The following is a 15,699-nucleotide window of genomic DNA, read 5'->3' as shown; positions in this document are numbered from 1 at the left end:
GCGGCCTGGGGCTTTCGCGCGTCAAGATCACCGCCACTTTTGCCACACGGAGCGGTTCCGACTCCTCAACCGCCCGGGCCGCCAAGTCCACCGAAGGTCACAGTCCTGGGCCTCCGGACTCGGGTCATCGGTGGGTGTCCCGAAGGCCGATTCCAGCGCTTCGGCAGTCCGCCGATCGACTGCCTTCCGGCTCAGGTACACGTCCTGCGTCATCGACGGCCATGAGTGCCCGAGTTGGTCCGCGATGATCCGGGCCGTCAGGTCGGCCTCATCGAGGATGGTCGCCGCGGTCTTTCGGAACACGTGTGACGTCACCCGGTCGAACCTTGCACAGGTCCCGACAAGTGTTCGACGCCCGCCCTTCTCAACCGCCACTCGTTCGCGGCCTTCAGTGTGGCCGCAACTCCGGTGGTGAAGCGAGAATGCCCGCGGTGCCCTGGCCGGGCACCGGCCGCACTCGAATCGTGTCGAGCGAATCCGACCAGGGGCTGACCCGCAGCACTCAGCACTTTACCGGTCTTGTGATGGGTTTTCGTCAGTCCGCGCGAGCCCATCAAGTTGACCCACCGACACCCCGGATAGGCGCCAGCCCAACGTCGCCGCCAAGACCGCCAGCACAGGTAGTTGGCGTCGAAGACTTCTAATTCGCACCGTCAAGCAACGCTCTGGGAAGTTCTGTGCTGCACGCACCTATTTGTCGGCGGCATAGGTGGTGGATGTCATGAGATAACATTTACAAAGTAACCTATTACTCCGCCTACGAGGGCAGATGCAGCGGCCAGCCATATATCGTCGCGCTTTCGATCCCAGAACCCTGGAGCTTCCGCGCGCGTACGAGTAAACATAATCGCGCCTGAGCGCGACCTGGCGTTGGCGCCGAATGCTGACGATATCAAACGACTGGCGAGGGTGCTTGGCAGGAGTTCGAGCAAACGCTCGCTGGTTTGTTGAAATGTCGGAGTAAAGGTCCGACAGTCGTGTGCCAGAGCGAGCAGGCTGGCTACCATGCCTTTGGCGAGGAGATCAGGTTCTACTACATCAACAACTGCTTCTCTGGGTGCAAGGTGTAGGCGGACTCTGCCTCCGCCGGCTAGTACTGTTATTTGTTCCACGCTACCGTCAGGGTGGTCCTTTAGGTCTTCTGCGTCGCTTGCGGTGTAGTTGTCGTCAATTTGAATTAAGAGCGTCTCGCCGGGTGTGCCTTCCCGAACTATTTCTACCATTTTTGCGATATCGTCCCGCCATAGCTTCACCCAGCCCAAGGGGAAGCTTTGTACTGATGGCTTGCTCTTCTCCAACGCCATCCGTAGAGTTTACGGCCACTTGCTCATGCGTCGGTGGCGACGCGCCCGTTCTGTCGACCGGAGCGTAGGGGCATTGAGCTGGCAAGATCGAATCCCCATCGTATCTCCTGCACAACGACCACTGGCAACCGGCCCAAACCATCCGCGACCGCCGTCCGCGACTCCTTACCTCCGGGGCCGTCGAGGTGGCTGACGATCACTCGTCTTCGGCGTCCGGACCGGGGCGGGGTGGTCGGTGGACGACGCTGGGGCGCGCTCGGCCGGAGTGTGTGACGGTGGGGTGGGCGCTACGTTGGGGTGATGCGGGTGGCTACCTGGAACGTCAACTCGGTCAAGCAGCGGTTGCCTCGGTTGTTGGCGTGGCTGGACGAGCGGGCTCCTGATGTGGTTTGTCTTCAGGAGACCAAGTTGACCGATGATGCTTTTGACGCGTTGCTTGCCGCTCCCCTCGCGGAACGCGGGTATCAGGTGGCGGCGTTTGGCGAGGCCCGGTGGAACGGGGTTGCGTTGCTTTCCCGGGTCGGGTTGACGGATGTGGTGAACGGGGTGGCCGGTGCGCCCGGGTTTCCGCATCCTGAGGCACGGGCTGTTGCCGCTACGTGTGGGGGCATCCGGGTCTACTCCGTTTACGTGCCCAACGGGCGGGAGCCTGAATCGGATCATTACCGGTACAAGCTTGCCTGGTTGGCAGCGTTGCGAACGGTGGTGAACGGTGAAGGGGGCGAGGTTTTGGTGTGCGGGGACGTGAATGTCGCCCCGGCTGACGCGGATGTGTTTGATCCGGCCGCGTACGTGGGGCACACGCACGTGACCGCGCCCGAGCGTGCCGCCGTGGAAGCGTTGGGGTTGCGGGACGTCGTCCGGGAACGGTGGCCGGACGAGCGGGTTTTCACGTATTGGGACTACCGCGCCGGGATGTTCCACCAGAATCTCGGGATGCGGATCGACCTGGTGCTGGCGTCCGACCCGGTGGCTTCACGGGTCGCGGCGGCTTGGGTGGATCGCAAGGCGCGCAAGGGGACTGGGCCCAGCGATCACGCGCCGGTGATCGTGGATCTCGACACCGCGCCGGACGGGGATGTCGGGCCGATGGTGCCGCCGCCGTCTGCGCCGCGTACTCGGCGGACGGTGAAGTTGCCGCAGAGCTAGGGCAGGCGGCCGGTGTGATCAGCCTGCCAGTTCGTCGCGTTCCAGGTCTGCGCTCCAGTTGTCGTGGTCTCCGAGAGGTTTGTCGCGAGGCTTGGGGGCCAGCGCCAAGGCCGCTTTCAGGGCGGTGTCGCGGATGCCGATCAGGTGGCGGGTTCGGGCCAGGCGGTTGAGGGCCAGGGATTGGCGCACCATGCGTTGGGTTTGCCTGCGCCGCAACGTGTCGTAGGCGCGCGGGGCGGTTTTGGGGTTCGCTGCCAGGCAGGTGGTGAGGGTTACGGCGTCGATCATCGCCTGGCACGCGCCTTGACCCAGGTCCGGTGTCATGGCGTGGGCCGCGTCGCCGATCAGGACGGTGTTCCCGCTGTAGTAGGCGGGGAGTGGCGGCACGTAGTCCAACGAATGGCGCAGGGTTTCGGTCGAGGCGGCCAGGATTTCGGGGATCGGGGCGTGCCATGTGCCGAAGGTGCTTTCCAGGTCGTCGTTGGGGCCGGTCAGGGCGTACCAGTTGGTCCGGCCGTCGGCCTGCGGGGTCAGGCCGAACTTCACGCCCCTGCCCCACGTTTCGCCGCCCGCCTCGACCGGCAGGTCCGCGGTGCCGCGCCATCCGATCGTGCCGGACTGCCGGACGTCCACGCCGAACAGCGCTTGTCGTGTGGCGCTGTTGATGCCGTCCGCACCGACGACCAGGTCGGCGTCGGCGAGCTGGTCTGGGCCCGGCGCTTCTGCGCCGTAGTGGATCGTGTCAGGCGGGAGGGTGGACGCCAGGGTCGTCAAGAGGGCCGGGCGGGTCACGAGGTGGACGTCCGCGCGCAGGACGCCGATCCGCCTGCCGTCTGGTTTGCGCACGTAGCCGTCGGGTTGTCGGCGGCCGGCTCGTCGGACGGCGTCGCCCACCCCGATCCTGTCCAGCGCTTCCAACGCGTTCCGCCAGATGCCCAGGCCGGTGCCGGTGGTCGGGAGGGCGTCCGCGCGCTCGAACACGATGACCTCCCAGCCGATCCGGCGCAGGCCGATGGCGGCTGTCAGGCCGCCGATGCCGCCGCCGATGACCGCTGCTCTCATGCGATCGACCGTACTACAGATGTAGTGCCGGATACTACGGGTGTAGTGTCCCGGGTGTGACGAGGCGGCAGCTGGTGCTCGACGCGGCCATCCAGGTGCTGGGCACGGCGGGACCGCGCGGCCTCACGCACCGGGCCGTGGACACGGCGGCCGGACTGCCGCAGGGCTCCACCTCCAACCACTTCCGCACCCGGGACGCGCTGGTCGACGGCGTGGTGGAACGGCTGTTGGAACTGGAAACGGAGCTGTGGGGACGGCTCGCGGACGACGTGTCCACGCCGGAAGCGCTGGCGGTGGCCGTGGGGCGGCTGGTGGACGAACTCGCCCGCGAACGCCTGATCACGTTGGCCCGGCACGCGGTGTTCGTCGAGGCGGGCGTGCGCCCCGAACTCGGCGTCCGGATCGCCGCCGCGCACCGGCGGATCGCGGAGTGGGCGGGGCCGCTGTTCGCGGCGCTCGGCTCCGCCGACCCGATCCGCGACCTGCGGCTGATGCTCGCCGTGATCGACGGGCTGCTCACCAACCAGCTCGCCGACCCGCAGCCCGACTTCGCGCCGGCCGACGCCGTGCGGACCGTGCTGCGCGGGGTTTTCGGGCCGCCGAACACCTGACAGCGGGATTCCGCAGCCATCGCGGTCCCCGGCTTCGACATCATGTGCGGCGACCAGTCCTAGGGAGCTGCCGTGACCGATCACGTGACGCAGGCGTTCATGTCCGACGAGAGCCTGCACGGGGTGATGGAGCGGCTGGACCTCCCGCCGGCGCTGGACGCCTTGTACGGGCGCCGGCTGGTGCCGAGGCCGTTCTTCCTCGACCGGGCCACCGCCGACGCGATCACCGCCGACGTCCGGGCGATCTACGACCTGCTGACCTCGTTGCCGGACAGGCTGTTCGGCGGCAGCCTCGCGCGGTTCGCGGACGCCTTGGGCGTGCCGCCCGAGCAGGTTGCGCTGATGTCCGCGCAACGGCCCGGCTTCCACGGCCGCGCCGACATCTACCGGGTCGGCGACGGGTTCCGGTTCCTGGAGTTCAACTCCGGCAGCCAGCTCGGCAACCGGGACCTCGGCGACCTCGCCCGTGCGATCCACGAAGCGCCGCAGCTGCGGGAATTCGTCCGCGAGCACGACCTGTCGTACGTGCACCCGGTGCGGGAGCTGTTGCGCGTCACGGGGTCCGGCACGGTCGCGTTCCTCGAAGCCGGCGGGATGCTGCGGAAGTTCGAGAAGGGTTTCGCCTCGCTCAAGGAATCGTGCGCGCGGCTCGGCGTGGACATCCTGTTGGGCGAGTTGGAGAGCGTCACCGAGCGCAATGGCTACCTCTACTTGGACGGCACCCGGCTCGACGCGGTGGTCCGGTTCTTCTCGCCGCGCCAAGCGGTCGGCAAGGCCGAGGCGTTCCTCAAGGCCACCAAGACCGAGGTGTGCACGCCGCTGGAGAACTACCTGTACGGCAACAAGTCCACGCTCGCCCTGCTGTCGCTGCACCGGGACCGGTTCACCGCAGAGGAACTGGAGGTCGTGGACCGGCTGCTGCCGTGGACCCGTTACGCCGACGACGTGCCGCTCGACCATTTGCGCGAACACCGCGAGACGTTGATCCTGAAGGCGTCCGACGAGTTCGCGGGGACCGGCGTCCACGCCGGCTGGCTGCACGACGACGCGGAGTGGCGCGCGCTGCTCGACGACACGCGCGGCCGGCCGTACGTGGTGCAGGAACGGGTGCGGCCGACGTTGGACGCGGTGCCCGGCGACGAACGCCCGTGGCTCACGACGTGGGGTTGGTTCGTGACCGAGGAAGGGTTCGCGGGCATGAGCATCCGGTCCATGCCGCACGAGTCCGGAGCGGTCGTGAGCTTCGCCGGAAACCCGGCCACCAGGGTTTCCGGACTGCTCCTGCACGGGAACGGCCCCTCATGACGGATCTGTAGCCGGCCCACCGCGTTCTGTCATTACACAGCGGAAACCGCAGTTAACGGGTTAACGTGCCTCTCGACCAGAGGGGGGTGCATGGGGGACTTCTTCACGGCCGCGCTCGCCTTCCCGACCGTCGTCCTCTCGGTCCTGCTCGTCGCCGTGGTGCTGTTCTGGCTGCTGGCCGCGCTCGGGGTCGACCTGGACGGTGGCGTCGAACTCGCCTACGGGCTGGGCGGTGTGCCGACCAGTGTCGTGGTCTCGCTGCTGGTGCCGGTCGCGTGGTTCGCGTGCCTGGCCGGCACGACCCTGGTCGACGGGTTCGACGTCGCGATCCTCGCCGGGTCGCTGGCCGTCGGCTTCATCGTCGCGCGGCTGGCCGTGATCCCGCTGCGCCACCTCTACCCCACGATCCAATCCGCGTCGCGCAACGACTTCGTCGGCAAGGTGTGCGTCATCCGCACCGGCACGGTGACCGCGAGCTTCGGCCAGGCCGAGGTGACCGCGGACGACGGCTCGTCGGCGATCGTGCAGGTCCGCCAAGCCGGGCAGGACCCGTTGACGGCAGGCGTCACCGCGCTGATCTTCGACTACGACCAGGACGGCGAGTTCTTCTGGGTCGCCCCTATCCCTACCTACCCGTTGGGGGAGCACTGATGGACGTCATCACCACCGGGTTCGGCATTCTGGTCGCCGTCGCCCTGGTCGTCGTCTTCGCGCTGCTGTTCATGATCAGCCGGCTGTTCCGGAAGATCGAGCAGGGCAAGGCGTTGATCATCTCCAAGGTGCGCAAGGTGGACGTGACGTTCACCGGCGCGATCGTGCTGCCGGTGCTGCACCGGGCCGAGATCATGGACATCTCGGTGAAGACGATCGAGATCCGCCGGGCCGGCACCGAGGGCCTGATCTGCCGGGACAACATCCGGGCCGACATCCGGATCACGTTCTTCGTGCGGGTCAACAAGACCGTCGAGGACGTGATCAAGGTCGCGCAGGCGATCGGCACCGCGCGCGCCTCGGACGAGGCGACCCTCCAGGAGCTGTTCAACGCCAAGTTCTCCGAGGCGCTCAAGACGGTCGGCAAGCAGCTCGACTTCGTCGACCTCTACACCAAGCGCAACGAGTTCCGGGACCAGATCATCGAGGTCATCGGCACCGACCTGAACGGCTACAGCCTGGAAGACGCGGCCATCGACTTCCTGGAGCAGACGCCGATGGCGCAGCTCAACCCGTCGAACATCCTGGACGCGCAGGGCATCCGCAAGATCACCGAGCTGACCGCGATCGAGCACGTGCGCACCAACGAGTTCCAGCGCGGCGAGGAGAAGGAGATCACCCGCCAGAACGTGGAGGCGCGTGAGGCGATCCTCGAACTGGAGCGCCGCCAGGCGGACGCGGAGATCAAGCAGAAGCGCGAAGTGGAGACCATGCGGGCCCGCGAGGAGGCCGAGATCTCCAAGGTGCAGGCCGAGGAGCGGCTCAAGGCCACCACCGCGGCCATCCGCACCGACGAGCAGCTGGGCATCCAGCACGAGAACAAGTCCCGCGAGATCGCCGTGGCGGAGAAGAACCGCGAGCGGGTGATCGCGATCGAGACCGAGCGGATCGAGAAGGACCGCCAGCTCGAGGTGATCGGCCGCGAGCGGGAGACCGAGCTGTCCCGGATTTCCAAGGACAAGGAGGTCGAGGGCGAGAAGCGGGCCATCGCCGAGGTGGTCCGCGAGCGGATCGCGGTGGAGAAGACCGTGGCCGAGCAGGAGGAGAACATCAAGCGGCTGCGGGCGGTCGAGGAGGCCGAGCGGCTGCGCGAGACCACCGTCATCCAGGCCGAGGCGCAGGCGCAGGAGCACCTGGTCAAGGACATCAAGGCGGCCGAGGCCGCCGAGGCGGCGGCGAAGTTCAAGGCCCGCGAGGAACTCCTGCTGGCCGAGGCCCGGCAGCAGGCCGCCGAGCTGGACACCCGCGCGATGATCCGGCTGGCCGAGGGCAAGCAGGCCGAAGCCGCCGCGGCGGGGCTGGCCGACGTGCAGGTGCGGGAGCGCGACGCGGACGCGATCGAGAAGATCGGCCGCGCCGAGGCCGTGGTGGAGCGGGAGAAGGCGCTGGTGATCGCCGAGGCGATCAAGGAGAAGCTCAAGGGCGAGGCGGAAGGTCTGTCGGACAAGGCGAACGCGATGGCGGCGCTGGACGGCGCGACCCGCGAGCACGAGGAGTACCGGCTGCGGCTGGAGGCCGAGAAGGAGATCCGGCTGGCCGACATCGACGTGCAGCGCCAGGTCGCGGAGTCGCAGGCCAAGGTGCTCGCGGCGGGGCTGGAGAAGGCCGACATCGACATCGTGGGCGGGGACAGCATGTTCTTCGACCGCGTGGTGGGCGCGATCTCGGTGGGCAAGAGCCTCGACGGGTTCGTGGACCACTCCGACGTCGCCAAGACGCTGGGCGGGTCGTGGCTCGACGGCACCGCCGACTTCACCCAGGACATCGGCCGGATCCTCGGCTCGTTCGGCACCGGGGACCTGAAGAACCTCACCGTGTCGGCGGTGCTGCTCAAGCTGATCAACGCGGGTGGCCCGGACGAGGGCAAGCTGCGTGAACTGCTGGCCGCCGCGCAGCGGCTCGGTGTCGCCGAACGGCCGGTGGCCGCGCTGGCCGCCCAGTCGTGACAGCTCCCGTGGCGGCGGAGGTGTCCGCGACCTTGGACGCGGGCACCTACGAGGTGCTCAAGGCCCGGCTCGGCGAGCAGGCGGCCGGGCTGGCCCGCCGGGCCGAGGCGCTCAACGCGCGCCGGCTGGAGGTCTTCGGCAGCGCCGAGTTGACGCTGCTGGGCACCGAGCGGATCCGCACGGAGAACAACTGCGTGCCGCGCGACTGCGTGTCGGTGTCGGCCGCGGACGAGCACGGCACGGCGGTGTCCGGGCTGATGTTGTTCGGTTACAACGTGTTCATCGGCCTGAAGCCGGAGACCGCGGTCGACGACGTGTTCTCGCTGCACCGGTTCACCCGGGACGGCGACGTGTTCCGGTTCGAGGACGCGCACGACGAGCTGCCCGGCCTGCTGCGGGACCCGCAGTTCCTGCGCGACTTCGCCGAGCTGTACCGGTACTACCGGGACACCCGGTTGGTGCAGCTGCGCCGGATCGAGGGCAAGCTGCTCGCGGTGTTCCAGACCGGCGCGCGCATCGGGGACACCAAGGTGCTGCGCTGGCAGGTCAACCTCGACGGCACGGTCAAGTACCTGGACAACCGGGGCGAGCGGGACCACGTGTTCCCGCCGTCGCACGACTTCGAGTGGACGCCGACCGCGCGCGAGCACCACGTGCTGGGCCGCCACCCGCACATCTCCATCGAGGACGAGGTCTTCGTGGAGACGGTCGGCGGCGACCTCACCATCAAGGTGGAGAACAACACCGAGTCCGGCGAGGGCGTCTACCGCGAACCGGTGGACGAGCCGTTGCAGTCGCTGGCGGACGCGGACGTCGAGTACGCGCGGGTCGGGTCGCAGATCCTGCTGCGCATCCGCCCGTACAACGAGACCGCGTGGCGGCACCTGGTGTTCAACACCCGCACCAAGACCGTGGTGCGACTCGACGGCATCGGCCAGGCTTGCCAACGGCTCCCGGAGGACCAGGGCCTGATCTTCCCGGGTGGTTTCTACCTCGCCACGGGCGTCAGCAAGACCTTCGACACCGCCGTGGACGAGCTGGAGTTCGAACGGGTCATCCGGTCCACCAACGGCGAGGACGTGCTCTACGTCTTCCACGCCCGCCGCGAGGGCCGTTCGCTCCTGCTGCCCTACAACGTGATCCGCAAGGAAGTCTCGACACCGCTGTCCTGCCACGGGTACTCGCTGTTCGACGACGGCACGATGGTCGTGTTCCGCGCGGTGGACGACGAGCCGACCCGCGTGCACCCGATGCAGGTGTGGCAGACCCCGTACCTGTCCGACACCTACGCCGCCGCGCAGCCGGTCGGCACCGGGGCGCTGGAGCGGATCGGCAACGCCGACCTGGTGCGGGGCATCTCGGACTGCCTGTCGGTGAGCCGGGCGGTCGGCGAGACGGCCGCGTCGGTGGCGGTGTTCGAGGACCTGATCGCCTCCTGCACCAGGGTTTTCGACGCCTACCACTGGCTGGGCGAGCCGGACCTGGGCGACTTGCGCACCCCGTTGACCGAGCTGCGGGCGACCGCCGAACAGGTGCTCGACGAGTTCGAGACCGTGCAGGCGCTGACCGACCAGGCCGCCGCCGCGCTGGCCGAGGCGGACGCGGACGTCGCGTCGCTGATCCGGCACGCGCGCGGCGAGACGCCCGGCGGCGCGGAGGCGTGGGTGCGCCGGTTGGCGGAACTGCGTGCCGCGCAGGGGCACCTGATCACGTTGCGGGAGATGCGGTACGTCGACCTCGCCCGGATCGACGCGCTGGCCGCGACGCTGTCGGAGCAGTTGGACGACACGGCGCAGCGCGCGGTCGAGCACCTGCGCCGCGACGACGCGTTCACCGCCTTCCACGAGCAGGTCGACGTGCTGGTGGGCAAGGCGGCGGCGATCCGCACGGTCGCCGAGGCCAAGCCGGTCGCCGAGGAACTCGCCGCACGTCAGCAGGGCCTCGAAGTGCTGACCGACGTCGTCGGCTCCCTGGACATCGCGGACGCCACCGTGCGCACGTCGATCCTGGAACGCATCGGCGAGGTGCTCGGCGGCCTCAACCGGGCACGGGCCACTGTGGACGGTCGTCGGCGGGAACTGGCGGCCACCGAGGGACGGGCCGAGTTCGCCGCCGAGTTCGCGCTGCTCGGGCAGGCGATCACCGGCGCGCTCGCGGTCGCCGACACCCCGCAGCGCTGCGACGAGCAGCTGGGCAAACTGCTGCTGCAACTGGAGAACCTGGAATCGCGCTTCGGCGAGTTCGACGACTTCCTGTCCCAGCTGGGCACCAAGCGCACCGACGTCTACGAGGCGTTCTCGTCGCGCAAGCAGGCGCTGCTGGACGACCGGGCGCGGCGGGCGGACCGGCTGGCCGAGTCCGCCGACCGGATCCTGGGCAGCGTGGTGCGCCGGGTCGCGTCGCTGGGCTCGCTGGACGAGGTCAACACCTACTTCGCGACCGACCCGATGGTGGGCCGGATCCGGGCCGTGGCCGACGAGCTGCGCGACCTCGGCGACCAGGTGCGGGCCGAGGAGCTGGCCGGGCGGGTGCTGGCCGCGCGGCAGGAGGCGGGCCGCGCGCTGCGCGACCGGCTGGACCTGTTCGACGGCGAGACGATCCGGCTGGGCCGGCACCGGTTCGCGGTCAACACCCAGCCGCTGGACCTCACCCTGGTGCCCAAGGACGGCGGCCTGTCGTTCGCCATCACCGGCACCGACTTCCGCGCGCCGGTCCGCGACGAGGCGTTCGCCGCCACCCGGCCGTTCTGGGACCAGCTCGTGGTCTCCGAGACCGCCGAGGTGTACCGGGCCGAGCACCTCGCGGCGGCCATCCTCGCCGAGCACCCGCTGGACGGACTGCACGTCGCCGCCACCGACGGCCGGCTGCTCGACCTGGTCCGGCAGGTCGCGGAGACCCGGCTGGACGAGGGGTACGAGCGCGGCGTGCACGACCACGACGCGGCGAAGATCCTGGACGCGTTGCTGCGCCTGCACGCCGGCGCCGGGCTGCTGCGCTTCCCGCCGTCCGCGCGGGCCGCCGCCCAGCTGCTGTGGGCGCGCGCCGGCGAGGACGACCGCACCCGGTGGACGCGGCGGGCCGCTTCGCTGGGCCGGGCCCGCACGATCTTCGGCCACACCGGGGCGATCGACGAGCTGAGCGCCGAACTGGCCGCGCTGGCGGGCGACCCGCTGGCGGGCGAGTACCTGTTCGAGGAGCTGTGCGCCGCGCCGCCCGGGTTCGTGGCCAGTGCCGCCGCGCGGGCGCTGACCGACGCGTTCCACCGGGGTCTGGGCAACCGCAAGGACTTCGAGGACGACCTGCGCGCGTTCCCGGACCTGGACGACCGCAAGGCGCTGGTCGAGGGCTGGTACGAGGCGTTCCTGGGCGGCCGGGTGGAGCCCGACCTGCCCGAGGCGGTCGCCCTCGAACTGTGCCGGGAGCTGCCGCGCTACGAGTCGTCCGCCCAACTGGAGTCCACTGTGGACGAACTGTTGGGTGCGCACCCGAGGATCACCGGGCGCTCCATGGTCGTGCGGCTGGACGAGGTGCTGACCCGCACCCGGCGGTTCCGCACCGAGCGGGTGCCCGCGTTCCGCGAGTACCAGCGGCTGCGCAACGACCTGGTGGCGGCCGAGAAGCGCAGGCTGCGGCTGGACGAGTACCAGCCCAGGGTGATGAGCGCGTTCGTCCGCAACCGGCTGCTGGACGAGGTCTACCTGCCGCTGATCGGCGACAACCTGGCCAAGCAGCTCGGCGCGGCGGGCGAGGCCAAGCGCACCGACCAGATGGGCCTGCTGCTGCTCATCTCCCCGCCCGGCTACGGCAAGACGACCCTCATGGAGTACGTCGCCAACCGGCTCGGCCTGGTGTTCGTCAAGGTCAACGGCCCGGCGCTGGGCCACGACGTGATCAGCGTCGACCCGGCGGACGCGCCGAACGCCACCGCCCGCCAGGAGGTGGAGAAGATCTCGTTCGCCCTGGAGGGCGGCAATAACGTGCTGCTCTACCTGGACGACATCCAGCACACCTCGCCCGAACTGCTCCAGAAGTTCATCTCGCTGTGCGACGCACAGCGGCGCATGGAAGGCGTGTGGGACGGCCGGACCCGGACCTACGACCTGCGCGGCAAGCGGTTCGCGGTGTGCATGGCGGGCAACCCGTACACCGAGTCCGGGCAGCGGTTCCGGATCCCCGACATGCTCGCCAACCGGGCCGACGTGTGGAACCTCGGCGACGTGCTGTCCGGCCGCGAGGACCTGTTCGCGTTGAGCTACATCGAGAACGCGCTCACCTCCAACCCGGTGCTCGCCCCGCTGTCGACCAGGGACCGCGGCGACGTCGACCTGCTGGTCCGGATGGCGCGCGGCGAGGACGTGCGGGCCGACCGGCTCGCCCACCCGTACTCGCCGGTCGAGCTGGAGCAGGTGCTCGGCGTGCTGCGCAAGCTGGTGCGGGTCCAGGAGGTCGTGCTGGCCAACAACCGGACCTACATCGCCTCGGCCGCCCAGTCCGAGGCGTCGCGCACCGAGCCGCCGTTCCAGCTCCAGGGCTCCTACCGGAACATGAACAAGCTGGCGGAGAAGGTCGTGCCGGTGATGAACGACGCCGAGCTGATGGGCGTCATCGACGACCACTACCTGGGCGAGGCCCAGACGTTGACCTCCGGCGCGGAGGCGAACCTGTTGAAGCTGGCCGAACTGCGCGGCACGCTCACGCCGGAGCAGGGCCGCCGCTGGGCCGAGGTGAAGGCGGGTTTCCTGCGGGCACGGGCACTCGGCGGCTCCGACGACGACCCGGTGAGCCGGGCCGTGGGCGCGGTCGGGCTGCTCGCGGACCGGGTGGGCGGCGCGCTCGACCGGCTGGCGGAGCGCTAGTCGCCGCAGATCCCGCCGTCGAAGTCGTACACCCGCCCGTACGGGTCGCGGAACTGGTAGTGCGACCACCCGTGGTCGCGCAGCCACGCGCACATCTCGCGGACCGACGGCGGGAACCGCCACGGCAGGCAGATCCCGTCCGGCAGGTGGTCGAAGTCGCAGTCCTCGAAGTCCGGCCGGTCGTCGGTCGGGGTGGTCGTCGGACCGGCCGGAGCGGTCGACCCCGTCGGCGCGGTGTGCGGCGGCGCGGCCGGGGGCTCGGTGGTCGTGGTGCGCGGCGGCGGCACGGGCTGTTGCGGCGGTGGGGCGACCAGCACGGTCGTCGACGACTGGAGGACCTGCACCGTCGTGGTGTAGGTGGCGCTGAGCACACCGGGCTGCACCGGGCTCAGGTCGACCCGCCGCACGTCCACCGGACGCGGCTCGTTGACCGTCATCGCCATGGTGACCACGGCCGCTGTCGCCAGCACACCCGCGATCCCGGCGAACGCGATCCGGCCGACCCTGCTCATCCCGTTGCACCCGCTCCAGACGGCTCTCCCCGGTTGGTCACGTGGAATCGTTCGGCCCGCGGAAGGTGTTACGCGGTGCGGTTTCCCGGCGTCCCGACAGGTGTGGTCGCGCGACCACGGACCGTTCGCGCGGCGGTGATCCGCCGGTGCCGCAACACCTGCGACCGCCCGGCCGTCACCACGGTCGCCGCGCCTGTGACACGATCGGGAACATGCCTGCGGACGTGGGGATCCTGGGACCGGGCACGGTGACGTGGCAGTTGCACGCCGACCCGGCGATGTGGGTCGCGGGCATCTCCAGCCTCTACCTCCAGTCGCTGCACCCGCGCGCCGTCGCGGCCGTGGTCCAGAACTCGGACTTCCAACGCGATCCGCTCGGCAGGCTGGTGCGCACGGCGAGCTTCGTCGGCACGGTCAGCTACGGCACCACCGAAGAAGTGCACCGGGCCGCCGCGAGGGTCCGGTCGGTGCACCGGATGCTGCGCGCGAAGGACGAACACGGCCACCGCTTCCGCATCGACGACCCCGAACTCCTGTTGTGGGTGCACTGCGCCGAGGTGCACTCGTTCCTCGCCGTGGTGCGCCGCGCCGGCTACCGGCTCACCGACGCGCAGGTCGACCGCTACTACGACGAGCAGCGCCGCACCGCCGAACTCGTCGGCCTGCACGCGGACGAGGTGCCCGGCAGCGCCCGGGAGATGGCGGACTACTTCGCCGGGGTGCTGCCCGACCTGCGCCGCACCGACGATTCCGAGGTGGTGTACCGGTTCCTGCACCGGCCGCCGGTCGGCGGTGTGCTGAAACTCGGCCTGGGCGCGTACGAACCCCTGCTCGGCCACCTCGCCTACTCGGTGCTGCCGCCGTGGGCGCACGCCGTGCACGGCCACCGCCCGTACCCCGAACCCGCCGCCACCGCCTTGCTGCGCACCGTCCGCACCGCCGCTCTGCTGGTGCCGCCGCCGATCCGCTGGGGCGTGCCGGAAGGGCACGTCAACCGGGCCATCCGGCGGCTCGGCTTGGCCGCCGTGCCCCGGCGCGCGATGCTGCCCTAGCGGGCGTTGCCCGACGTCACACCGGGTACTGGGCCGTTCGGTCCAGCGGGCTGGGCCGATGAGACGTTCGTCGCAGCGGTGAACCCCTTCGCGGTGCCTAGCATGAGCAACGTCCGGTGCGCCGATCCGCACCGCGTCCCCGAAGCACCGAGAGGTTCGCAGCCATGCTGTTCCGACGACTGCTGCCCGCGATCGCGGCGGTGGCCGCCCTGACCTTCGCCGCCGCCTGCGGTGGCGCTTCCGACGACACCATCGAGGGCAAGGCCCGGGACGGGCACCTCACCATCGGCATCCGGTACGACCAACCGGGGATGGCGCAGCGCAGGATCGACGGCAAGTACGTCGGTTTCGACGTGGACGTGGCGAAGTACGTGGCCCAGCAGTTCGGGGTGCCGGAGTCCGGCATCACCTGGAAGGAAGCCAGGTCCGCCGACCGGGAGAAGCTGATCGCCGACCGGCAGGTGGACTTCGTGGTCGCCACCTACTCGATCACCGACAAGCGCAAGGAGCAGGTGGCGTTCGCCGGGCCGTACTTCCAGACCGGCCAAGGGCTGCTGGTGCGCTACACCGACGGCGACATCACCGGCCCGGAGGCGTTGAACGGCAAGAAGCTCTGCTCGGTGACCGCCTCGACCTCGGCGCAGAAGGTCAGCTCCGAGTTCGCGCGGGAGGTGCGGCTGGTGGAGTACGGCCAGTACTCGGACTGCGTGATCGGGCTGCTCGCTGGCAACGTCGACGCGGTCACCACCGACCAGGCCATCCTCGCGGGCTACGTCGCGGAGAACCCCGAGCTGCTCAAGCTGGTCGGCAAGCCCTTCACCACCGAGAAGTACGGGGTGGGGCTGGCGAAGTCGGACGCCGCGGGTCGGTCCGCGGTCAGCGCGGCCATCGAGAAGATGGTGTCCTCGGGCGAGTGGCGGCGAGCGTTGGAGCGCAACATCGGCCAGTCGGGCGTCGAGCTGCCGGACCCGCCGCAGGTCACCGAGAAGTAGCGCCCCGGTTGTTCATGCCGCAGTAGTTCAGTGGTAGTGCTGGACGTGGTCAACCGATACGCTCGCCTGCGCAGGCCGTGGTTTCTGTGTTCGTGTCTCACGCTCGCGGAACGACACGCGGGCGTGCGTTCCCTGCCGCAGCCGGCGGGGGAAACGCCGGCGGGACGGCCGGGGTTGCACGGTGTAGCCCCAAGCTTTC

General features: G+C 69.6%; 11 protein-coding genes and 1 pseudogene. 8 read left to right on the top strand and 4 right to left on the bottom strand.

Features of this window, described 5'->3' with window-relative positions; all coding sequences use genetic code 11:
- Positions 1-27: 27 nt before the first annotated feature.
- Together AC0HI0_RS32825 and AC0HI0_RS32820 are read right to left on the bottom strand one after the other, a co-directional pair.
- A pseudogene (locus tag AC0HI0_RS32825) lies at positions 28-324 on the bottom strand (tyrosine-type recombinase/integrase); the annotation flags it as partial.
- 395 nt (positions 325-719) lie between these two features.
- Entirely contained in the window at positions 720-1,304 is a 585-nt protein-coding gene (locus AC0HI0_RS32820) for a hypothetical protein (RefSeq protein WP_480927347.1), read from the bottom strand.
- Between the two features lie 300 nt (positions 1,305-1,604).
- Here AC0HI0_RS32820 and AC0HI0_RS32815 point away from each other — a divergent pair, with 300 nt between their 5' ends.
- Positions 1,605-2,453, top strand: a complete 849-nt coding sequence (locus AC0HI0_RS32815; RefSeq protein ID WP_480927346.1) for an exodeoxyribonuclease III — start codon at positions 1,605-1,607, stop codon at positions 2,451-2,453.
- 18 nt (positions 2,454-2,471) lie between these two features.
- Here the strand turns inward: AC0HI0_RS32815 and AC0HI0_RS32810 are convergent, their stop codons facing one another.
- Positions 2,472-3,515: an FAD-dependent oxidoreductase gene (locus AC0HI0_RS32810; protein WP_480927345.1), complete on the bottom strand. Its 1,044-nt coding sequence runs from the start codon at positions 3,513-3,515 to the stop codon at positions 2,472-2,474.
- A gap of 56 nt (positions 3,516-3,571) precedes the next feature.
- On the opposite strand from AC0HI0_RS32810, the gene AC0HI0_RS32805 reads away from it, so the two are divergent.
- From AC0HI0_RS32805 to AC0HI0_RS32785, 5 genes are all read left to right on the top strand, one after another.
- Entirely contained in the window at positions 3,572-4,126 is a 555-nt protein-coding gene (locus tag AC0HI0_RS32805) for a TetR/AcrR family transcriptional regulator (protein ID WP_480927344.1), read from the top strand.
- Positions 4,127-4,198: 72 nt separating this feature from the next.
- Positions 4,199-5,431, top strand: coding sequence for a hypothetical protein (locus AC0HI0_RS32800; protein WP_480927343.1), 1,233 nt, complete (start codon positions 4,199-4,201; stop codon positions 5,429-5,431).
- Positions 5,432-5,521: 90 nt separating this feature from the next.
- Positions 5,522-6,082, top strand: a complete 561-nt coding sequence (locus AC0HI0_RS32795; RefSeq protein ID WP_480927342.1) for a hypothetical protein — start codon at positions 5,522-5,524, stop codon at positions 6,080-6,082.
- A complete protein-coding gene (locus AC0HI0_RS32790) occupies positions 6,082-8,088 on the top strand; it encodes a flotillin family protein (RefSeq protein WP_480927341.1) in 2,007 nt (668 codons plus the stop codon). The genes AC0HI0_RS32795 and AC0HI0_RS32790 overlap by 1 nt, the downstream gene beginning before the upstream one ends.
- On the top strand, positions 8,085-12,944 hold the full coding sequence (locus AC0HI0_RS32785) for a DNA repair ATPase (RefSeq protein ID WP_480927340.1): 4,860 nt from the start codon (positions 8,085-8,087) through the stop codon (positions 12,942-12,944). Before AC0HI0_RS32790 ends, AC0HI0_RS32785 begins: the two co-directional genes overlap by 4 nt.
- Here AC0HI0_RS32785 and AC0HI0_RS32780 read toward each other — a convergent pair.
- Positions 12,941-13,456: a hypothetical protein gene (locus AC0HI0_RS32780; RefSeq protein ID WP_480927339.1), complete on the bottom strand. Its 516-nt coding sequence runs from the start codon at positions 13,454-13,456 to the stop codon at positions 12,941-12,943. The two genes, AC0HI0_RS32785 and AC0HI0_RS32780, sit on opposite strands and share 4 nt — an antisense overlap.
- Before the next feature lie 212 nt (positions 13,457-13,668).
- On the opposite strand from AC0HI0_RS32780, the gene AC0HI0_RS32775 reads away from it, so the two are divergent.
- Both AC0HI0_RS32775 and AC0HI0_RS32770 read left to right on the top strand, forming a co-directional pair.
- Positions 13,669-14,508 (top strand): oxygenase MpaB family protein, encoded by an 840-nt coding sequence (locus AC0HI0_RS32775; RefSeq protein ID WP_480927338.1) that lies wholly within the window; start codon positions 13,669-13,671, stop codon positions 14,506-14,508.
- 164 nt (positions 14,509-14,672) lie between these two features.
- Entirely contained in the window at positions 14,673-15,500 is an 828-nt protein-coding gene (locus AC0HI0_RS32770) for a glutamate ABC transporter substrate-binding protein (RefSeq protein WP_480927337.1), read from the top strand.
- Positions 15,501-15,699: the final 199 nt, after the last annotated feature.

Source organism: Saccharothrix sp. NBAS 001 (genome assembly GCF_056640475.1).
Note: the sequence above shows the minus strand (reverse complement) of the source record. Positions and strands in the feature narration are given on the sequence as shown.